13 protein-coding genes are annotated in these 16,721 nt (G+C 68.6%); 6 read left to right on the top strand and 7 right to left on the bottom strand.

Going from position 1 to position 16,721, the window contains the following annotated elements:
• Positions 1–64 precede the first annotated feature (64 nt).
• A complete protein-coding gene (locus ACSFA2_RS04980) occupies positions 65–6,103 on the top strand; it encodes an autotransporter domain-containing protein (protein WP_435454211.1) in 6,039 nt (2,012 codons plus the stop codon).
• A 17-nt stretch (positions 6,104–6,120) separates the two neighbouring features.
• Here ACSFA2_RS04980 and ACSFA2_RS04975 read toward each other — a convergent pair whose 3' ends face one another.
• A complete protein-coding gene (locus tag ACSFA2_RS04975) occupies positions 6,121–7,023 on the bottom strand; it encodes a LysR family transcriptional regulator (protein ID WP_435454210.1) in 903 nt (300 codons plus the stop codon).
• A 192-nt stretch (positions 7,024–7,215) separates the two neighbouring features.
• Here ACSFA2_RS04975 and ACSFA2_RS04970 point away from each other — a divergent pair, with 192 nt between their 5' ends.
• Together ACSFA2_RS04970 and ACSFA2_RS04965 are read left to right on the top strand one after the other, a co-directional pair.
• Positions 7,216–7,935 carry a pirin family protein gene (locus ACSFA2_RS04970; RefSeq protein ID WP_435454209.1) on the top strand — a complete coding sequence of 240 codons (720 nt, stop codon included), beginning with the start codon at positions 7,216–7,218 and terminating at the stop codon, positions 7,933–7,935.
• Positions 7,936–7,950: 15 nt separating this feature from the next.
• Positions 7,951–8,262, top strand: coding sequence for a GNAT family N-acetyltransferase (locus ACSFA2_RS04965; RefSeq protein ID WP_435454208.1), 312 nt, complete (start codon positions 7,951–7,953; stop codon positions 8,260–8,262).
• A 4-nt stretch (positions 8,263–8,266) separates the two neighbouring features.
• On the opposite strand, the gene ACSFA2_RS04960 is transcribed toward ACSFA2_RS04965, so the two are convergent.
• From ACSFA2_RS04960 to ACSFA2_RS04935, 6 genes are read right to left on the bottom strand one after another with little or no spacing between them, the layout of a single operon-like run.
• Entirely contained in the window at positions 8,267–9,268 is a 1,002-nt protein-coding gene (locus tag ACSFA2_RS04960) for an SLAC1 anion channel family protein (RefSeq protein WP_435454207.1), read from the bottom strand.
• Positions 9,265–10,905: an MFS transporter gene (locus tag ACSFA2_RS04955; protein ID WP_435454206.1), complete on the bottom strand. Its 1,641-nt coding sequence runs from the start codon at positions 10,903–10,905 to the stop codon at positions 9,265–9,267. The genes ACSFA2_RS04960 and ACSFA2_RS04955 overlap by 4 nt, the downstream gene beginning before the upstream one ends.
• Entirely contained in the window at positions 10,895–11,302 is a 408-nt protein-coding gene (locus tag ACSFA2_RS04950; protein WP_435454205.1) for a DoxX family protein, read from the bottom strand. The genes ACSFA2_RS04955 and ACSFA2_RS04950 overlap by 11 nt, the downstream gene beginning before the upstream one ends.
• A 2-nt stretch (positions 11,303–11,304) precedes the next feature.
• Positions 11,305–13,194, bottom strand: a complete 1,890-nt coding sequence (locus tag ACSFA2_RS04945; RefSeq protein WP_435454204.1) for an amidohydrolase — start codon at positions 13,192–13,194, stop codon at positions 11,305–11,307.
• Between the two features lie 15 nt (positions 13,195–13,209).
• Complete coding sequence (locus ACSFA2_RS04940; RefSeq protein WP_435454203.1) at positions 13,210–13,512, bottom strand: XapX domain-containing protein; 303 nt, start codon at positions 13,510–13,512, stop codon at positions 13,210–13,212.
• Between the two features lie 12 nt (positions 13,513–13,524).
• Entirely contained in the window at positions 13,525–14,178 is a 654-nt protein-coding gene (locus tag ACSFA2_RS04935; RefSeq protein WP_435454202.1) for a hydrolase, read from the bottom strand.
• 236 nt (positions 14,179–14,414) lie between these two features.
• Here ACSFA2_RS04935 and ACSFA2_RS04930 point away from each other — a divergent pair, with 236 nt between their 5' ends.
• The 3 genes from ACSFA2_RS04930 to ACSFA2_RS04920 are packed head-to-tail and all read left to right on the top strand — an operon-like array spanning position 14,415 to position 16,719.
• Positions 14,415–15,314 (top strand): helix-turn-helix domain-containing protein, encoded by a 900-nt coding sequence (locus ACSFA2_RS04930; RefSeq protein ID WP_435454201.1) that lies wholly within the window; start codon positions 14,415–14,417, stop codon positions 15,312–15,314.
• A gap of 14 nt (positions 15,315–15,328) precedes the next feature.
• Positions 15,329–15,634, top strand: a complete 306-nt coding sequence (locus ACSFA2_RS04925; RefSeq protein ID WP_435454200.1) for a UBP-type zinc finger domain-containing protein — start codon at positions 15,329–15,331, stop codon at positions 15,632–15,634.
• Between the two features lie 17 nt (positions 15,635–15,651).
• The gene (locus tag ACSFA2_RS04920) at positions 15,652–16,719 is read left to right on the top strand and encodes an aldose epimerase family protein (RefSeq protein ID WP_435454199.1); all 1,068 of its coding nucleotides are present in this window, start codon (positions 15,652–15,654) and stop codon (positions 16,717–16,719) included.
• The last annotated feature ends 2 nt before the right edge of the window (positions 16,720–16,721 follow it).

The following is a 16,721-nucleotide window of genomic DNA, read 5'->3' as shown; positions in this document are numbered from 1 at the left end:
CTCGAAAAAACACAGGGATTCAGCGTGATCGTGCGCGTGATGGTCTCCTGCTCTGGGCTCGTCCATGAACCGCATCTACCGCATCGTCTTCAATCGCCGCACGAACATGTGGCAAGTGGTCAGCGAGATCGCGCGCGGACCCTGCCAGTCCGCTCGCTCCGACCTGCCAGGGGCCAGGGAAAGGGAGCCGGCGTCGAAGGCGCTGCACGCCGTGCGGCTCACCCTTCGCACGCTGGTGGCGGCATGGGGGTTCGCCTTGGCACAGGCGGCGCTGGCGCAGGTTTCCTCCTCCCAACTGCCTACCGGCGGAAGCATCAACGGGGGCACCGGGACGATCAACGGCCCTGCCGGCGCGACATTGGCGATCGATCAGACCTCGTCGCGCATGTCGAACTCTTGGTCGACCTTCGACATCGGCTCGGGCGCGCGCGTGACGTTCAATCAGCCGACCACGAGCAGCGCAAGTTTCAACGTGGTCACCAGCGGTAATCCCACGCAGATCTTCGGCACCCTCAATGCAAACGGTCAGGTTCTGCTGAGCAACACCTCGGCCATCGTGTTTGGCAGCACCGCATCGGTGAATGTCGGCGGCCTGCTGGCCACGTCGCTGGGCATGCAGACATCCGACTTCATGGCTGGAAACTATGCGCTGGATGCCGGAGGAAACACCGTCGCCCTGGTCGCCAACAGCGGAACCCTGAACGCCGCCTCGGGCTCCGTCATCCTGCTGGGTGGCTCGGTCGTCAACAACGGAACGATCACTGCCACGGACGGCAACATCCAACTGGTCGCCGCCGACAGGGCCACGCTCGTCTACGAATCCGGCGGATTCAACGCCACCGTCACCGGCGCGCTGCAGCTGGCCCTCAACTCGACCGCTGTCACGAACACCAGCGTGCTGTCGGCACCCGGCGGCCGGATCAGCCTGCAGGCCCGTGCAGCACAGGGCCTCTTCAGCGAGCTCATCCGCAACAGCGGCGTCATCACCGCTGCAGGTTTGGGTTCCGGCAGCGATGGCTCGGTGGCCTTCATCGCCACGGGCGCCAGCGGCGCGACCGCCGTCATCGACAGCGGGCAGGTCAACGTGCGAGACGGCTCGATCTCTTTCAGTACCGATGGCAGCGTCCAGCAGACGGGCAGCTATGTCGCCGGGGTGCTGGAGGGCAGCATCGGCGGCAACGCAAGTTTTACCGGCACCAACCAGATCGCGGCGATCGGCACGATGGACGTGTCGGGCAACTTGGTCGTGCGCAACAACAGGAATCTGGCGCAGATCGGTAGCCTGAACGTCGCAGGCACGACATCGATCGACACGGGGGTGAACGCGATCACGCTCGACAACGCAAACAACGTCTTCGGGAGCACGGTGTCACTGGTCGGCGGGAACACGCAGATCGTCGCCAGCAACGCCCTCACGCTGGGCACGCTGGCCACCGGCAACCTCACTGCCAGCAGCAGCGGTGCGCTGAACCTGGGCCGCGGCACGGTGACCGGCACGCTTTCCACGACCAGCAACGGCGGCGCGATCACCCAATCCGCGAGCAATCCGCTCGCGGTCAGCGGCACCAGCAACCTCGACGCCGGTGCCGGCGCGATCACGGTGACCACCAGCGGCAACGACTTCCTTGGGGCTGTGAGCCTGACCGGCGGCAACACCGCGATCGCCGACGCCAACACGCTGACCTTGGGCACGCTCGCCACCGGCAACCTCACCGCGACCAGTACAGGTGCCTTGAACCTGGGCAGCGGCACGGTGACTGGCGCCCTGTCCGCGACCAGCAACAACGGCGCGATCACCCAGTCTGCGAGCAACCCGTTCACGGTCGCCGGCACCAGCACCCTCAATGCCGGCACCGGTGCGATCACGCTGACCACCGCCGGCAACGACTTCGGTCAGGCGATGAGCCTGACCGGCGGCAACACCGCGATCACTGACGCCAACGCACTGACCCTGAGCACGTTGGCCACCGGCAATCTCACCCTGATCAGCAACGGCGTATTGAACCTGGGCACCGGCACCGTGACCGGCACCCTGAATGCGACCAGCAACGGCAGCAACATCCGCCAATCCGCGGTGGACCCGATCACGGTCAGCGGCATCAGCAACTTCAATGCCGGCAGCACGGGGAATGTCAGCCTGACCACCAACGGCAACGACTTCGGGCAAACGGTGAACTTGACTGGCCGCACCGCCGCGATCGTCGACGTCAACGCGCTGACCCTGGGCACGCTGGCTACCGGCAATCTCATCGCCGTCGCCACCGGGGACGTGAACCTGGGCCACGGCACGGTGACTGGCGCGCTGAGCGTGTACAGCAACGGCGGCGCGATCACCCAGTCTGCAAGCAACCCACTCACGGTCACCGCCACCGGCTACCTCAATGCCGTCACCGGGGCGATCACGCTGACCACCGCCGGCAACGACTTCCGCCAACCGCTCACGCTGCTCAGCGGCAACGCCGCGATCACCGACACCAACGCGCTGGCGTTTGACGCGCTGACCACCGGCTCTCTCACCGCCATCAGCAGCGGCGCACTGAACCTGGGCCGCGGCACGGTGACTGGCGCCCTGTCCGCCACCAGCAACGGTGGCGCGATCAGCCAGTCCACGACCAATCCGCTCACGGTCACAGGCACCGGCAACCTCAATGCCGGCGCCGGCTCGATCACGCTGGAACAGGCCGGCAACGATTTCGGCGGCGCCGTATCGCTGATCGGCAGCGGCATTCGCCTGGTCGACAGCAACGACCTGAACGTCGCCGCGTTGACCCTGGGCAGCAACAGCGCGCTGTCCTTGATCGCCGCCGGCACGCTGAGCTTGCCTGCGAGCGCCATCGATACCGGCAGTGCCGACCTGACCCTGCAGAGCGGCAACGCGCTGGCCACGGCTGCAGCCTTGTCTGGCAACAACGTGAGCCTGCGCGGCGACAACGGCATCACGCTGGCCCACAACGTCACCGCCGACGGCGCGCTGACGTTGCGCGCCGTCAACAGCGCGATCGTCCAAAGCGCCGGCGTGCTCGCCGTCAACAACACGAGCAGCATCGACGCCGGCAACGGCGCCATCGCCTTGACTGGTGCCGGCAACGATTTCGGCCAGGTGGTCAGCCTGACCGGCGGCAGCACCGCGATCACCGATGCCAACGCACTGACCTTGGGCACCCTCGCCACCCGCAACCTCACCGTGATCAGCAGCGGCGCCTTGAATCTGGGCAGCGGAACGGTGGACGGCGCGTTGAGCGGGACCAGCAACGGCGGCGCGATCACCCAGACCGGCGCCCTGACCGTCGCCGGTAACGCGTCGCTGAACGCCGGCGCGGGCATCGCGCTCGCGAACGCGGGCAACGACTTTCAGGGGACTCTGTCCTTGACCGGCACCACGGTGCAAGTGGCAGACAGCAGCAACCTCGCGCTCGGCGCCATCAACGCCAGCGGCGCGCTCACGCTGGCGGTCGGCGGCACCGCGACCACGACGGCGGCGCTGACGGCCGCAACGGTGACCATGGATGCAGGCATGTTGCGCATGGATCATGCGCTGACGACGAGCAGCGTCCAAGTGGGTCGAGGCGCCGCGATCGGCGGCACCGGCACCATCAGCGGCGCGGTGGAGGTGGCCGCGGGCGGCACGCTGAAGGGAACGAGCGGCCAGACATTGACCATGGGTTCGCTCACGCTCGACAGCGGCTCGACCTTCGAGGCAACGCTGGGCGCCCCCGGCGGGGCGCAGCTCGTCCAGGTGAACGGCGCCCTGACGCTGGACGGTACGCTGAATGTGAACGACCTGGGCGGCCTCAGCGCAGGCGTGTACCGGCTCATCGACTACACCGGCGCGCTGATCGACAACGGGCTGGAGATCGGCACCACGCCGTCGGGGAGTTCCCTCACCCTGCAAACCGCGACGGCCGGAAAGGTCAATCTGGCGAACACCGGCGGCCAGACCCTGAACTTCTGGGACGGCAACGCCACGGCCTCTGCCGACAATGGCGTGATCGATGGCGGCAACGGGGTCTGGACCGCCACGTCGACCAACTGGACCATCGTCAACGGCAGCGTCAACGCCAGCATGTCACCGACACCCGGCTTCGCGATCTTCCAGGGCACGCCCGGCACGGTGACCGTGAGCGGGGCCCAAGGACAGGTCAGCGTCACCGGCATGCAGTTCGTGAGCAACGGCTACCGGCTGCAAGGCGATGCGATCGCGCTGAGCGGCAGCCGCGCCACCATTCGCGTGGGCGACGGCAGTTCGGCGGGGGCTGGCTACACCGCCACGATTTCCAACGCACTCACAGGCACTGCGCAGCTGGAAAAAACCGACGCCGGCACCCTGGTGCTGACCGGCACCAACACGTATTCGGGCGGCACGCGGGTGAGCGGCGGCACGCTCGTCGGCGGCATCCGCAGCTTCGGCACCGGCGCGATCGAGAACCACGGCGCGCTGGTGATCAACGAGGCCTCGGACGGCGTGTTCTCCAACACGCTATCGGGCGATGGCAGCCTGAGCAAGACCGGCTTGGGCCTGGTGCGCTACGACGGTGACGGCTCAGCCTTCACGGGCAGCCTCGCGGTCGATGGCGGTGCCTTCTCGGTCAATGGGACGCTGGGCGGCCACATGCTCATCGGCAACGGAGGCATCCTGAAAGGAACCGGCACGGTGGGCAGCACCACGCTGGCGGCCGGCGCCACGGCGGCGCCGGGCAATTCGATCGGCACGCTGCGCGTCGCCGGAAACCTGGTGTTCCAGGCCGGCTCGGCCTACGAGGTCGAAGTCGATGCCGCCGGCAACGGCGACCGCATCGACGTGACGGGCACCGCCACGCTGGGCGGCGCCACGGTCAAGGTGCTCGCGGCCAACGGCAGCTGGAATACGGTCACCCGCTACACGATCCTGAGCGCGGCGGGCGGCGTGCTGGGCACGTTCGGCACGCTCACATCAAGCCTCGCCTTCCTCACGCCATCGCTGGCCTACGACGCGCAGAAGGTCACGCTCACCCTCGCACGCAACGACGTGACGTTCCTGCAGGTCGGCACCTCCGCCAACCAGGGCAGCACCGGGCAAGCCATCGAGCAACTGGGCGCAGGGAGCGTCTACGACGCAGTGCTGCAGGCCGACGCCGCGACGGCGCGCACCGCGTTCGATCGGTTGTCCGGCGAAGTCCATGCGACCGTGCGATCAGGCCTGATCGAGGACAGCCGCTTCGTGCGCGACGCGACCCTGGCGCGGCTGCAGCAGGACGGCGACTCCACTCTGGCTGCGAACGATCTGCGCGCCAGCCAGGACGCGGCAGGCAATGGCGTCTGGGCGCGCGCCTACGACGGGCATGGGCGCGCCGCTGGCGACGGCAATGCCGCTCGCGCCGACCGCAGCGCGAGCGGCGTGCTCGTCGGTGCCGACCGTCGCGTAGGCGATTGGCGCGTGGGCGTGATGGGCGGCGCCGGTCACGACAAGACCGACGTCCCGGAACGCGACTCGCACGCCTCGATCGACAGCTACCATGTCGGCGCCTATGGTGGCCGCCGATGGGGCGACCTCGCTCTGCGCACGGGTATCAGCTACACGCGCCACGACATCGACACGCGGCGCAACATCGCATTCAGCGGCTTCACCGACAGCGCACGCGCCGACTACCACGCCGACACTGCGCAGGCCTACGGCGAACTGGGCTGGCAACTGAAGGCCGGCAGCGTCGAGCTCGAGCCTTTCGCCGGCCTGGCCCACGTGCGCCTGCATACCGACAGCTTCGACGAACGCGGCGGTTTTGCGGCACTGCAGGGCCGCAGCGACACCACCGGCACCACCTTCTCGACCCTCGGCCTGCGTGCTGGCCAGCGCTTCGGACTCGGCCCCTTCCAGATGACCGCGCGCGGCATGCTGGGCTGGCAGCGCGCCTACGGCGATGTGACGTCGCAGGCTTCGCTGGCCTTCGACGGCGGCAGCGCCTTCCCGGTGTCCGGCGTTCCGGTCGCACGCAACATGCTTGTGGCCGAAGCCGGCGTCGACGTGCAACTGCAGCGCTTCCTCACGCTGGGCCTTGCGTATGCGGGGCAGCGCGGCGACGGCGTGCACAGCCACAGCGTGAAGGCCGATCTGCGCTGGCGCTTCTGAGCCTGGGCGCTCGAGCCTCAGTGAGGCAGGATCGCCGGCACCAGTTCGCGCTGAAGCCGGGCCCGCCACCACTTGAGCGCCTCGCCCATGGCCGTGGGCTTCCAGGCCAGCCAGAAGGTTTCTTCCGGCCGTGATTCTTCACAAGCCAGTTCGACCAGCGTGCCGCGCGCCAGCGGCTCGCGCACGCAGTCGCGTGGCAGGAAGCCGTGGCCCAGGCCGTCGATCTGGCAGGCGATCTTGGCGGCCATCGACGGCACCGTGAGCCGGCGCTGGCCCGGCAGCAGGCCGATGGTGCGGTCGGACAGGGCCCGCGCGCCGTCGCCCACCACCACCGCCGTGTGCTGCAGCAGGTCGGCCCGCGTGAGCGGGCGGCGCAGCATGGCCAGCGGATGCGTGGGTGCCACGCAGAAGACGAAGGACAGGCTGCCCACGGCCACCGCCTTGTAGCCGCCGCCGGCCGGCCCGTCGCTGGCGGCGACGATGAGGTCGGCACGGCCGTCGCGCAATGCTTCCCACGTGCCGGTCATGGTGTCGCAACCGATGCGCAACCGCGTGCCGCAGTTGAGGTCTTCGAACGCGCGGATGTCGTGGTTGAAGGCACTGGTGGGAATGAGCGAGTCGTGCACCAGCCGCAGCTCCGACTCGAAGCCGGTGGCGATCTGCCGCATGCGCGATTCGAGCTCGCTCGCCGCGGCGATGAGCCATCGCCCTTCCTTGAGCATCTCCTGCCCGGCCGGCGTGAGCGTGACGCGCGGGCCCTGCCGCACGAAGAGCGCCAGGCCGAGCTGCTCTTCGAGCTTGCCGATGGCGTACGAGATGGTGGAGGGCACCTTGTGCAGCCGCTCCGACGCCGCCGCGAAAGAGCCGTGGCGCGCGATGGCGTCGACCAGCTCGATCGCCTCCAGGGTGAGCTTCAGCATCGAAATGCCTCCAAATTAATCATCGAAATCATCGATCGGTCGTCCCTAAACGTTTCAGCATGCGACGGGGCGTCGCGCTCGATACTTTCCTCGCACCACGAACTTCTCCACCTGAACTACTTGCGATCTATCGCAGCCAGGTGCCGAACGAATCGTGAATTTCATCGACAGATCAAAGACAAGGACCGCATCATGCTCGAACTTCGCAAGGCCGACCAGCGCGGCGTCGCCAACCACGGCTGGCTCCGCTCCCGCCACACCTTCTCCTTCGGCCATTACCACGACCCCAAGCAGCAGGGCTTCTCGGACCTGCTGGTGATCAACGACGACCGGGTCGACCCGGCACAGGGTTTCGGCACCCACCCGCACCGCGACATGGAGATCTTTTCGTACGTGCTCGACGGCGCGCTGGCCCACCAGGATTCGATGGGCACCGGCTCGGTCATCCGGCCGGGCGACGTGCAGATGATGAGCGCCGGCACCGGCGTGCGCCACAGCGAGTTCAACCACTCGAAGACCGACGGCGTGCACTTCCTGCAGATCTGGATCGTCCCGTCGGTGAAGGGCGCCGCGCCGCGCTACCAGCAGGTGCATTTCAGCGACGCCGAAAAGCGCGGCAAGCTGCGCCTCATCGCCTCGCCCGAAGGCACCCATGGTTCGCTCGGCGTGCACCAGGACATGCGGATGTACGCCGGCCTCTTCGACGGCGGCGAGCGCACGACCCTCGACGTCGGCCCTGACCGCTACGCTTACGTGCACGTGGCGCGCGGCAGCGTCGAAGTCAACGGCGAGAAGCTGGGCGAAGGCGATGGCGTGCGGATCCGCGATGAACGGCAGCTGCGCTTCGCCAAGGGCGAGCAGGCCGAGGTGCTGGTGTTCGACCTGCGGCCGCACGAACGGCCATCGATGTAAGCAAGGCGCACGACAATGCCAGACCCCACCGCCCGCGTGACGGACAACCCCGCGCAGAACCGCTTCGAGATCACGATCGACGGCCACCGCGCCGTCGCCATCTACGACCTGGCGCCAGGGGTGATCACCTTCCTCCACACGCTGGTGCCGGAAGAACTGCAGGGCCGCGGCCTTGCCAGGGAACTGGTGCTGGCGGGGTTGGCCTCGGCGCGCGAACGCGGGCTGGCGGTCCTTCCGAAGTGCCCGGTGTTCGCGGCGTACATGCGCAAGCACGTCGAGACGCAGGATCTGTTGTCGCCTGAAGGGCGGACGCTGCTGGGCCTGTGAAAACTCAGTCCTCGTGGAACGCCGCGCCGCTCGCCATGTGCAGGGCCGTGCGCACGCCGATCCACACGACCACGCCCGTGGCGACCGTCAGCGCGCACAACGCGATGGCCGCCGAGTAGTGACTCGGCCGCGCCTCGTAGTAGGCCAGCGTGGCACCGGCCCAGCCGTCGGCCGGGAAGGTCATGGCCCACCAGCTCATGAAGAACGCGCCATGCGCCGCATGGTGGATCAGCGTGGCCAGCAGGATGGCGATGAAGAGCGCCAGGCAATAGAAGATGTCGCCCATCGCACCCGCGTGCCCGCCGGTGAAGGCCAGGTACGACGACAGGCCGATGGACGGCGGCGCCAGCAGGATGAACAGCGTGGGCATGCTGCGCTGGCTCATGACGGGCACGAACAGCACGCGGTGCAGCACGATGGTGAAGAAGGCGAGCCACAGGATGAGGCCGACCGAGAAGAAGAACCAGCTGATCTCGACATGGCCCAGCGGCACGCCACCGATGGGAATCAGGATGTTGCCCACCACCGGGATGAACCAGGCCGGGGTCATCACGCCTTCGTCCTGCGCATGCAGGATCCAGCGCCGGATGAGCGTGACGGCCAGCACGAAGTGCAGCACCGCACCGAACCACCACAGCCCTTCGGCCCAGCCGTGCGCATAGGGGCGCAGGCCGATCGACAGCACCACGGCGGCCACCGAAATGGTGGGGAAGAAGCTGGAGCGCACCGGGTGCGCGAATTCCTCCCGCACCGCCGGCAGGTGGAAGCCCAGCTTCAGCAAGTGCGTCACGGCCAGCACGCCGAAGAGCAGCACGGCCACGCCCAGCAGCAGTTCACTCACGATCAACGGCGCACCGAAGACGCGGTGCGCCAGCGCCCAGGCGTTGGCCAGACCGCCGATGCCCATCACCATGCCGAACATCGCGACCGACAGGCGCGCCAGCAAGGGCTGCTCGGGCGCGGCCTGGTGTGCGCTCGCTGGCGCCAGGGTCGAGGCCTCGCTCATGACGGCTCCTCCGCCGCCGGCGCACCCTTGGCCGCCGCACGCGCATGCTTCATGTCCAGCGCGAGGAAGTGGTGCACCACCGGCTGGCCCGGCCCGATGTGGAAGCGGATGGCCTCGTTCTGCAGGTCGGCATCGGCGTTCGACACGCGCTGGTGCTGGCGCAGATGCTCGGCCCAGGACTCGACCAGGAACCACTCCATCAGGCACTCGCGGTCGTTGGTGTGCTCGGTGATGCCCCAGGCATAGGCGCCGTCGCGGCGACGTTCCAGCGACAGCTTCTCGAGCGCCTGCAGGAAGGCCGGCTGGTCTGCGGGGCGGATGCGGTATTCGATCTGCACCATGACCGGCCCGCGGTCGTGCGCCACCGGTGCGCTGAGCAACGGCTCGGGCCAATGGTTCGACGCCTGCAGGTCGGCCTCGCCGGTCGGCAGCCTGACGCGGTGGAAGACGAAGGCCACCACCGCCAGCCCCGCGGCGCCGATGAGCAGCGTCGTGGGCACGCCGAGCTCCTGCGCGATCAAGCCCCAGCCGAGACTGCCGCCCGCCATCGCGCCGTTGAAGACGGTCAGGTAGATCGCCAGGCCGCGGCCACGCACCCAGTTCGGCAGCACCGCCTGCGCCACGCCGTTGAGGGTGGTCAGCGCGATGATCCAGCCCACGCCCAGCAGCAGCATGAGCAGCACCGCGACCCCCTTTGGCGGGGCGAAGGCCAACGCGCACATCACGACCGCCGAGATGAGCGAGGCCGCCAGCACCAAACCGTCGGCATCGAGCTTCTCGCGGATCCTGGGCAGCAAGACCGCACCGAGGATCGCGCCCGCACCCACCGCACCGAGCATCACGCCGTAAAAGCCGGCGGTGCCGCCGAGCATCTGGCGCGTCACCAGCGGCAGCAGCGCCCACACCGAACTGGCGAACAGGAAGAACACCGCGGCGCGCAGCAGCACCACGTGCAGCTCGCGGCTGGCACGGGCATAGCGCAGGCCGGCGCGGAAGGCGCCGAAGAACTGCTCCGACAGGCCGGTGTCGACCGCGGCCGGGCGCTTCCACCACAGCAGCGCGGCGATGACGAACACATAGCTCAGCACGTCGGCACCGTAGGCGAAGGACGCGCCGAAGCTCGCCAGCAGCAGGCCGCCGGCGGCCGGGCCGATCGCGCGGGCGATGTTGATGCCCAGCGAGTTGAGCGCGACCGCGTTCTTCAGGTCGGACCGCGGCACCAGCTCCGGCACGATGGACTGCCAGGTCGGCCCCATCAACGCCGCACCGATGCCGCCGACGAAGGTCAGGGCGACCAGGTACTCGACCGTCAGCGCGTTGGTGCGCGACAGCACCAGCAGCGTGCCGCTGACGCAGGCCAGCATGATCTGGATGAAGATCAGGAAGCGTCGCCGGTCGAGGATGTCCGACAGCACGCCCGCAGGAATCGCGAGCAGGAAGATCGGCAGCGTGGCGGCGGTCTGGATCAGCGCCACCGCGGTCGGGCTGGCCGACAGCTCGGTCACCATCCACGAACTGGCCACGTCGCGCATGAAACTGCCGACGTTGCCCAGCACCGTGGCGGCCCACAGCACGGCGAAGATGGGCTGGCGCAGCGGCGCGAAGCTGCCCTGGGATTTGTTTTTCTCAGTGCTCATCACGTGCCCGCAGGTCGTGCCAGGCGACCAGCAGGAAGCCGCCGACCAGACCCCAGTGTTCGAAGAAGGAATTGGCCACCATGAAGCGCTCGGGCATCGCCATTTCCCAGAAGCGGTTGGCGACAAAGGTCGCCATCAGCGTGAAGCCCGCGAGGCCCAGCGCGCCCAGCCAGCGGTAGAAGCCGGTGAGGATCATCAGCGCCGCGCCGAACTCGAACACCAGGACCGCCACGGCCATTGGCCCGGCGGGCGCGATGCCGAAGTGGTTCATCTCGGCGATGGCCGACGGGAAGTCGGTCGCCTTGTTGAAGCCGCCCTGCAGGTAGGCGGCGCAGAGGAAGAGCAGCGCGAGCCAGTGGATGGCCCGCGTGGTGAAGAGCTTTCGCAGCGTGGTCATCCTCAGACGGCCCAGCAGGCGCAGCCCAAGGCGCCCCAGAAGCTCTTGAGATCGGCGATGGGCAGCTGGCTGCTCCACGCCGTCGCATGCTGATGCCCGTGCACGTTGCAGTCGTTGGCGCAGGCGCAATCGGCGGCCATGCGGCGCATCGCAGCCTGCATCGGCTTGCCCTCCTTGTCGCCCCATCCCCCGTAACCGCCGAAGCTGCGCACCGGCGACCAGTCGGGCATGGCCGGCGGTGGCGCGCCCTCGTCGTGCGACTGCAGCGGGCCGGCCGCGTAGACCACCTTGCCGCCGACCATGGTCAGCAGTGCGGTGGTGTCGGCGATCTCGGACTCGGGGCAGGCGAAGAAGTCGCGGTCGGGCACCACCAGGTCGGCCAGCTGGCCGGCCTCGATGCGGCCCTTCTTGCCGATCTCGTTGGAGAACCAGGTGACGTTCTCGGTCCACATGCGCAGGGCTGCGTCGCGATCGAGGCAGTTGCGCTGCGGTGTCAGCTGCAGCCCGCCGACGGTCTTGCCGGTGACCAGCCACGACAGCGAGACCCACGGGTTGTACGACGCGACGCGCGTGGCGTCGGTGCCCGCAGACACCTTCACGCCCTTCTCCAGCATGCGCTTGACCGGGGGCGTCGCCTCGGCCGCCGCGGCGCCGTAGCGCTCGACGAAGTACTCGCCCTGGTAGGCCATGCGGTGCTGCACCGCGATGCCGCCGCCCAGCGCCGCGATGCGGTCGATGGACTTCTCCGAGATGGTCTCGCAGTGGTCGAAGAACCAGTTCAGGCCGGCCAGCGGCGTGTCGCGGTTCACCTTCTCGAAGACGTCGAGCGCGCGCTCGATGGTCTCGTCATAGGTGGCGTGCATGCGCCACGGCCACTTGTTCTGCACCAGCACGCGCACGACCTCTTCCAGGTCGTCTTCCATCTCGGGCGCCATGTCGGGCCGCGGCTGGCGGAAGTCCTCGAAGTCGGCGGCGGAGAACACCAGCATCTCGCCCGCGCCGTTGTGGCGGAAGTAGTCGTCGCCCTGCTTGTACTTGGACGTGGCGGTCCAGTTCAGGAAGTCTTCCTTCTCCTGCTTGGGCTTCTGCGTGAACAGGTTGTAGGCCAGGCGGATGGTCAGCTGGCCGGCGTCGGCCAGCTGCTGGATCACCTGGTAGTCCTCGGGGAAGTTCTGGAAGCCGCCGCCCGCGTCGATGGCGCCGGTCACGCCCAGGCGGTTCAGCTCGCGCATGAAGTGGCGCGTGGAGTTGATCTGGTATTCGAAGGGCAGCTTGGGCCCCTTGGCCAGCGTCGCGTACAGGATGCTCGCGTTGGGCTTGGCCAGCAGCAGGCCACTGGGGTTGCCGGCAGCGTCGCGCACGATCTCGCCACCGGGCGGCGCGGGCGTGTCTCTGGTGTAGCCCACGGCGCGCAGTGCGGCGCCGTTGAGCAGCGCCCGGTCGTACAGGTGCAGCAGGAAGACGGGCGTGTCGGGCGCCACGGCATTGAGCTCGGCGATGGTCGGCAGACGCTTCTCGATGAACTGGTGTTCGGTGAAGCCGCCCACCACGCGCACCCACTGCGGTGCCGGCGTGATCGCGACCTGGCGCTGGAGCATGGCCATGGCGTCGGCCAGGCTGCGCACGCCGTCCCAGCGCAGTTCGAGGTTGAAGTTGAGCCCGCCGCGGATGATGTGCAGGTGGTTGTCGATGAGGCCGGGCAGCACGGCGCGGCCCTGCAGGTCGATCACGCGGGTGAGGTCGCGGGCCATCGGCAGGATGTCGGCGTCACGCCCCACGTGGGTGAAGCGTCCGCCGCGGATGGCCACGGCCGTGGCCGTGGGGTTGGCACGGTCCAGCGTGGTGAAGCGGCCGTGGTGCAGGATGAGTTCGGGGGGTTGGGCGTCGACCATGTCGGGTTCCTTGGATCAAGACGTGCGGCCGCGGGTCGCGGTGCCGTCGGCGCTGTCGGTAGCGGCCACGTCGGCCGGCTTGGCGCACTGCGGCAGCTCGCCGAACATGTGCGGCTTGACCTGGTGGTCCAGCCAGGAGCTGGCGGTCGGCGTGCTGTCGAACAGGCGCTTGACCAGCGGCGGCAACTGCTCGCCGGCCAGGATGCCGAGCAGCCCGACCAGCGCGATGATCGGCGGCGCCGGCGAGCGCACGCTGAAGAGCGCGTAGATGACGCCGACCAGCACACCCAGTGCGAGAGAAACGATGTACGGCTTCATCACGCGCTCCGCTCAGCCTTCGTGCGCGTTGAACATGGTCTTGGCGTAGGTGATGCCCAGGCCGTAGGCACCCGCGTACTTCTTCGCGATGCCGGTGGTCATGTCGTAGGTGTCGGTGCGGGCCCAGTCGCGCTGCAGCTCGAGCATGTATTGCACCGAGGTCATGGGCTGCGCACCGGCCTGCACCATGCGCTGGATGGCGCGCTCGTGCGCTTCGGTCGACACGTCGCCGCAGGCGTCGGCGATCACGTACACCTCGAAGCCCTGCTCGATGGCCGACAGGGCCGGGCCGACGATGCACACGCCGGTCCACAGGCCCGACAGCACGATGCGCGTCTTGCCGATCTCGTTGATCTTCTTGATCACGGCGGCGTCTTCCCAGGTGTTCATCGAGGTGCGGTCGAGCATGGCCTGGCCGGGGAAGGCGGCCTTGATCTCGTCGAACATCGGGCCGGAGAAGCTCTTCTCGGCCACGGTCGTGAGGATGGTCGACACGCCGAAGCCGGCGGCTGCATGGGCGACCAGCGAAGCGTTGTTGCGCAGCGTGACGGCGTCGATCGAGTGCGTGGCGAAAGCCATCTGCGACTGGAAGTCGATCATGACCAGCGTGTGGTCCTTCGGGGTGAGCAGCTTGGCGCCGGGCGTGGGGGTAGCGGTGATGGGCATGGTGAGGTCCTTCCAAAGGGGTGATGACAGGCGGATCGGGTCGTGCCATAAGTCGGCACACCCCGCGGCGGCCGCAGAGCGCGCGGCTGGCGGGGCATCGAGAAAGCAGTGCGAAGGCTACGGGGGCCGGGCGCTGCTGGCTTGAACAAAGGCGCGGCCTTTTTTCCGTTTGCGCGATCGTCACGCCGCGGTGTTTGAATCGCCCCACCCCTGCAAGGACATCACGGATGAACGCTATGAAATCACCCTCGGGGCCCGGTGCCATCGCGACGGCACACGACACGCTGGGCTGCCAGTCGGCCCAGCTGAGCGACAGCCTGGAGTTCGCCGGCTCGGGCATCCGCTTCTACCGCAAGCGCTCCGACGACGCGCGGCTCGGCCATGTCGCCACGCCCGCCAGCAACCGCGGCTTCCTGGTCGGCGTCTCGCAATCGGCCGGGCACCGGCGGCGCATCCTCCACGGCCGCCGCACCGACGCCTGCGGCTTCGGCCAGAACGCCGTGTACGTGCGCAACTTCGGCGACGACTACCGCGCCGACATGCAGAGCCCCTTCGACTTCCTGCTGCTGGAGATGTCGCATGCCGCGCTGGCGCAGGCCTGCGGCCGGTCGCGGATCGACGGCCTGACGGCCACGGCCGGTGCCGACGATCTGGTGCTGGCGCACCTGGTGGGCGCGCTCACGCCGGCGCTCACGCGGCCGGGCGAGGTCAGCCAGCTCTTCGTCGACCAGCTCTGCCTGGCCATCGGCATCCACCTGAACGACCGCTACGGCGGCACGGCACCGGCGGCGGCGCGCGCCGCCCAGGCCCTGGCGCCGATGCACGAAGCCCGCGCCAAGGAGATGCTGCGCAGCCACCTCGACGGCCGCATTTCCATCGCCGACGTCGCCGACGCCTGCCAGCTGTCGCGCAGCCACTTCACGCGCGCCTTCCGCCTCGCCACCGGCCACACGCCGCACGACTGGCTGCAGGCGCAGCGCCTGGCACGCGCCCGCGACCTGCTGCGCGCGTCGGACCTGCCCCTGGCCGAGGTCGCCACGGCCTGCGGCTTCGCCGACCAGAGCCATTTCACCCGCGTGTTCTCGCGGGCCGAAGGCGCGCCGCCCGGCCACTGGCGCCGTACATTCCACAGCTGAAAAAAGACCACGCCATGAGCAAGCACTGCACCCACACCGACACCATCCACCACGTCACGCCCAGCGCGCGCGGCTGCGAGGAATGCCTCCAGTCCGGCAGCACCTGGCTGCATCTGCGCCTGTGCCGCAGCTGCGGCCACGTCGGCTGCTGCGACGACTCGCCCAACCGCCACGCGCGGGCGCACTACAAGGACACCGGCCACCCGATCATCGAAGGCTACGACCCGCCCGAAGGCTGGGGCTGGTGCTACGCCGACAAGGTGATGGTGGAACTGCCGGACACCACACCGCAGGTCGGTCCCATACCTCAGTACTACTGACCGCGCGCCCTGCAAGCATGTCGACCCCTTCCCTCACCGAAGCACCGTTCGGCCAGTTGGCCGACGGCAGGACGGTCACCCAATACACGCTGGACAACGGCCGCGGCCTGCGCCTGAGCGCCATCAACTTCGGCGGCATCGTGACCGCGCTGGAAGTGCCCGACCGCAACGGCGACAGCGGCAGCGTCGTGCTGGGCCTGCCCACGCTGGACGACTACGTCGCGCGCAACCCGCACTTCGGCACCATCGTCGGCCGCTACGCCAACCGCATCGCGGCGGGCCGCTTCACGCTCGATAGCGAGGCCTTCCAGCTGCTGGTGAACGATGGTCCGAATTCGCTGCACGGCGGCCTGCACGGCTTCGGCGCACGCTGGTGGGACATCGCGCCGGTCGACACCAGAGTGCCGGGCGAAGTCGCCATCGCGCTGCGCCGCGTCAGCCCCGACGGCGAAGAAGGCTACCCGGGCCGTCTGACCGTGGAGCTGCGCTACACGCTCGACGCCGAGCAGGGCTGGCGCATCGACTACAGCGCCGAGACCGACCGGCCCACGGTGCTGAACCTCAGCCACCACGACTACTTCAACCTCGCGGGCAGCGGCTCGGTGCTCGACCATGTGCTGACGCTGCCGGCCAGCCGCTACACGCCGGTCGACGCCACGCTCATTCCTACTGGCCTCGCGGACGTGGCCGGCACGCCCTTCGACTTCCGCATGCCGACGCGCATCGGCGAACGCATCCGCAGCCCGCACGAACAGCTGGTGCGGGCACGTGGCTACGACCACAACTGGGTGCTCGACCGGTCCGCCACCGGCATGGCGCTGGCGGCGCGGCTCGAGCATGCCGGGTCGGGGCGCGTGATGGAGGTCTTCACCACCGAGCCCGGCGTGCAGTTCTATTCGGGCAACTTCCTCGACGGCACGCTCGTGGGCCGGGCCGGCGCGGTGGTGCGCCAGGGCGACGGGCTGTGCCTCGAGACACAGCACTTTCCCGATTCGCCCAACCAGCCGGACTTTCCGTTGACGGTGCTGCGCCCGGGCGAGCGCTTCACCAGCCGCACGCTGCACCGTTTCGGCCTGCTGCGCTGACG

Source organism: Variovorax cryoconiti (genome assembly GCF_051216395.1).
Taxonomy (GTDB): Bacteria; Pseudomonadota; Gammaproteobacteria; order Burkholderiales; family Burkholderiaceae_C; genus Variovorax.
This window is presented reverse-complemented; position numbering and strand designations above follow the sequence as displayed.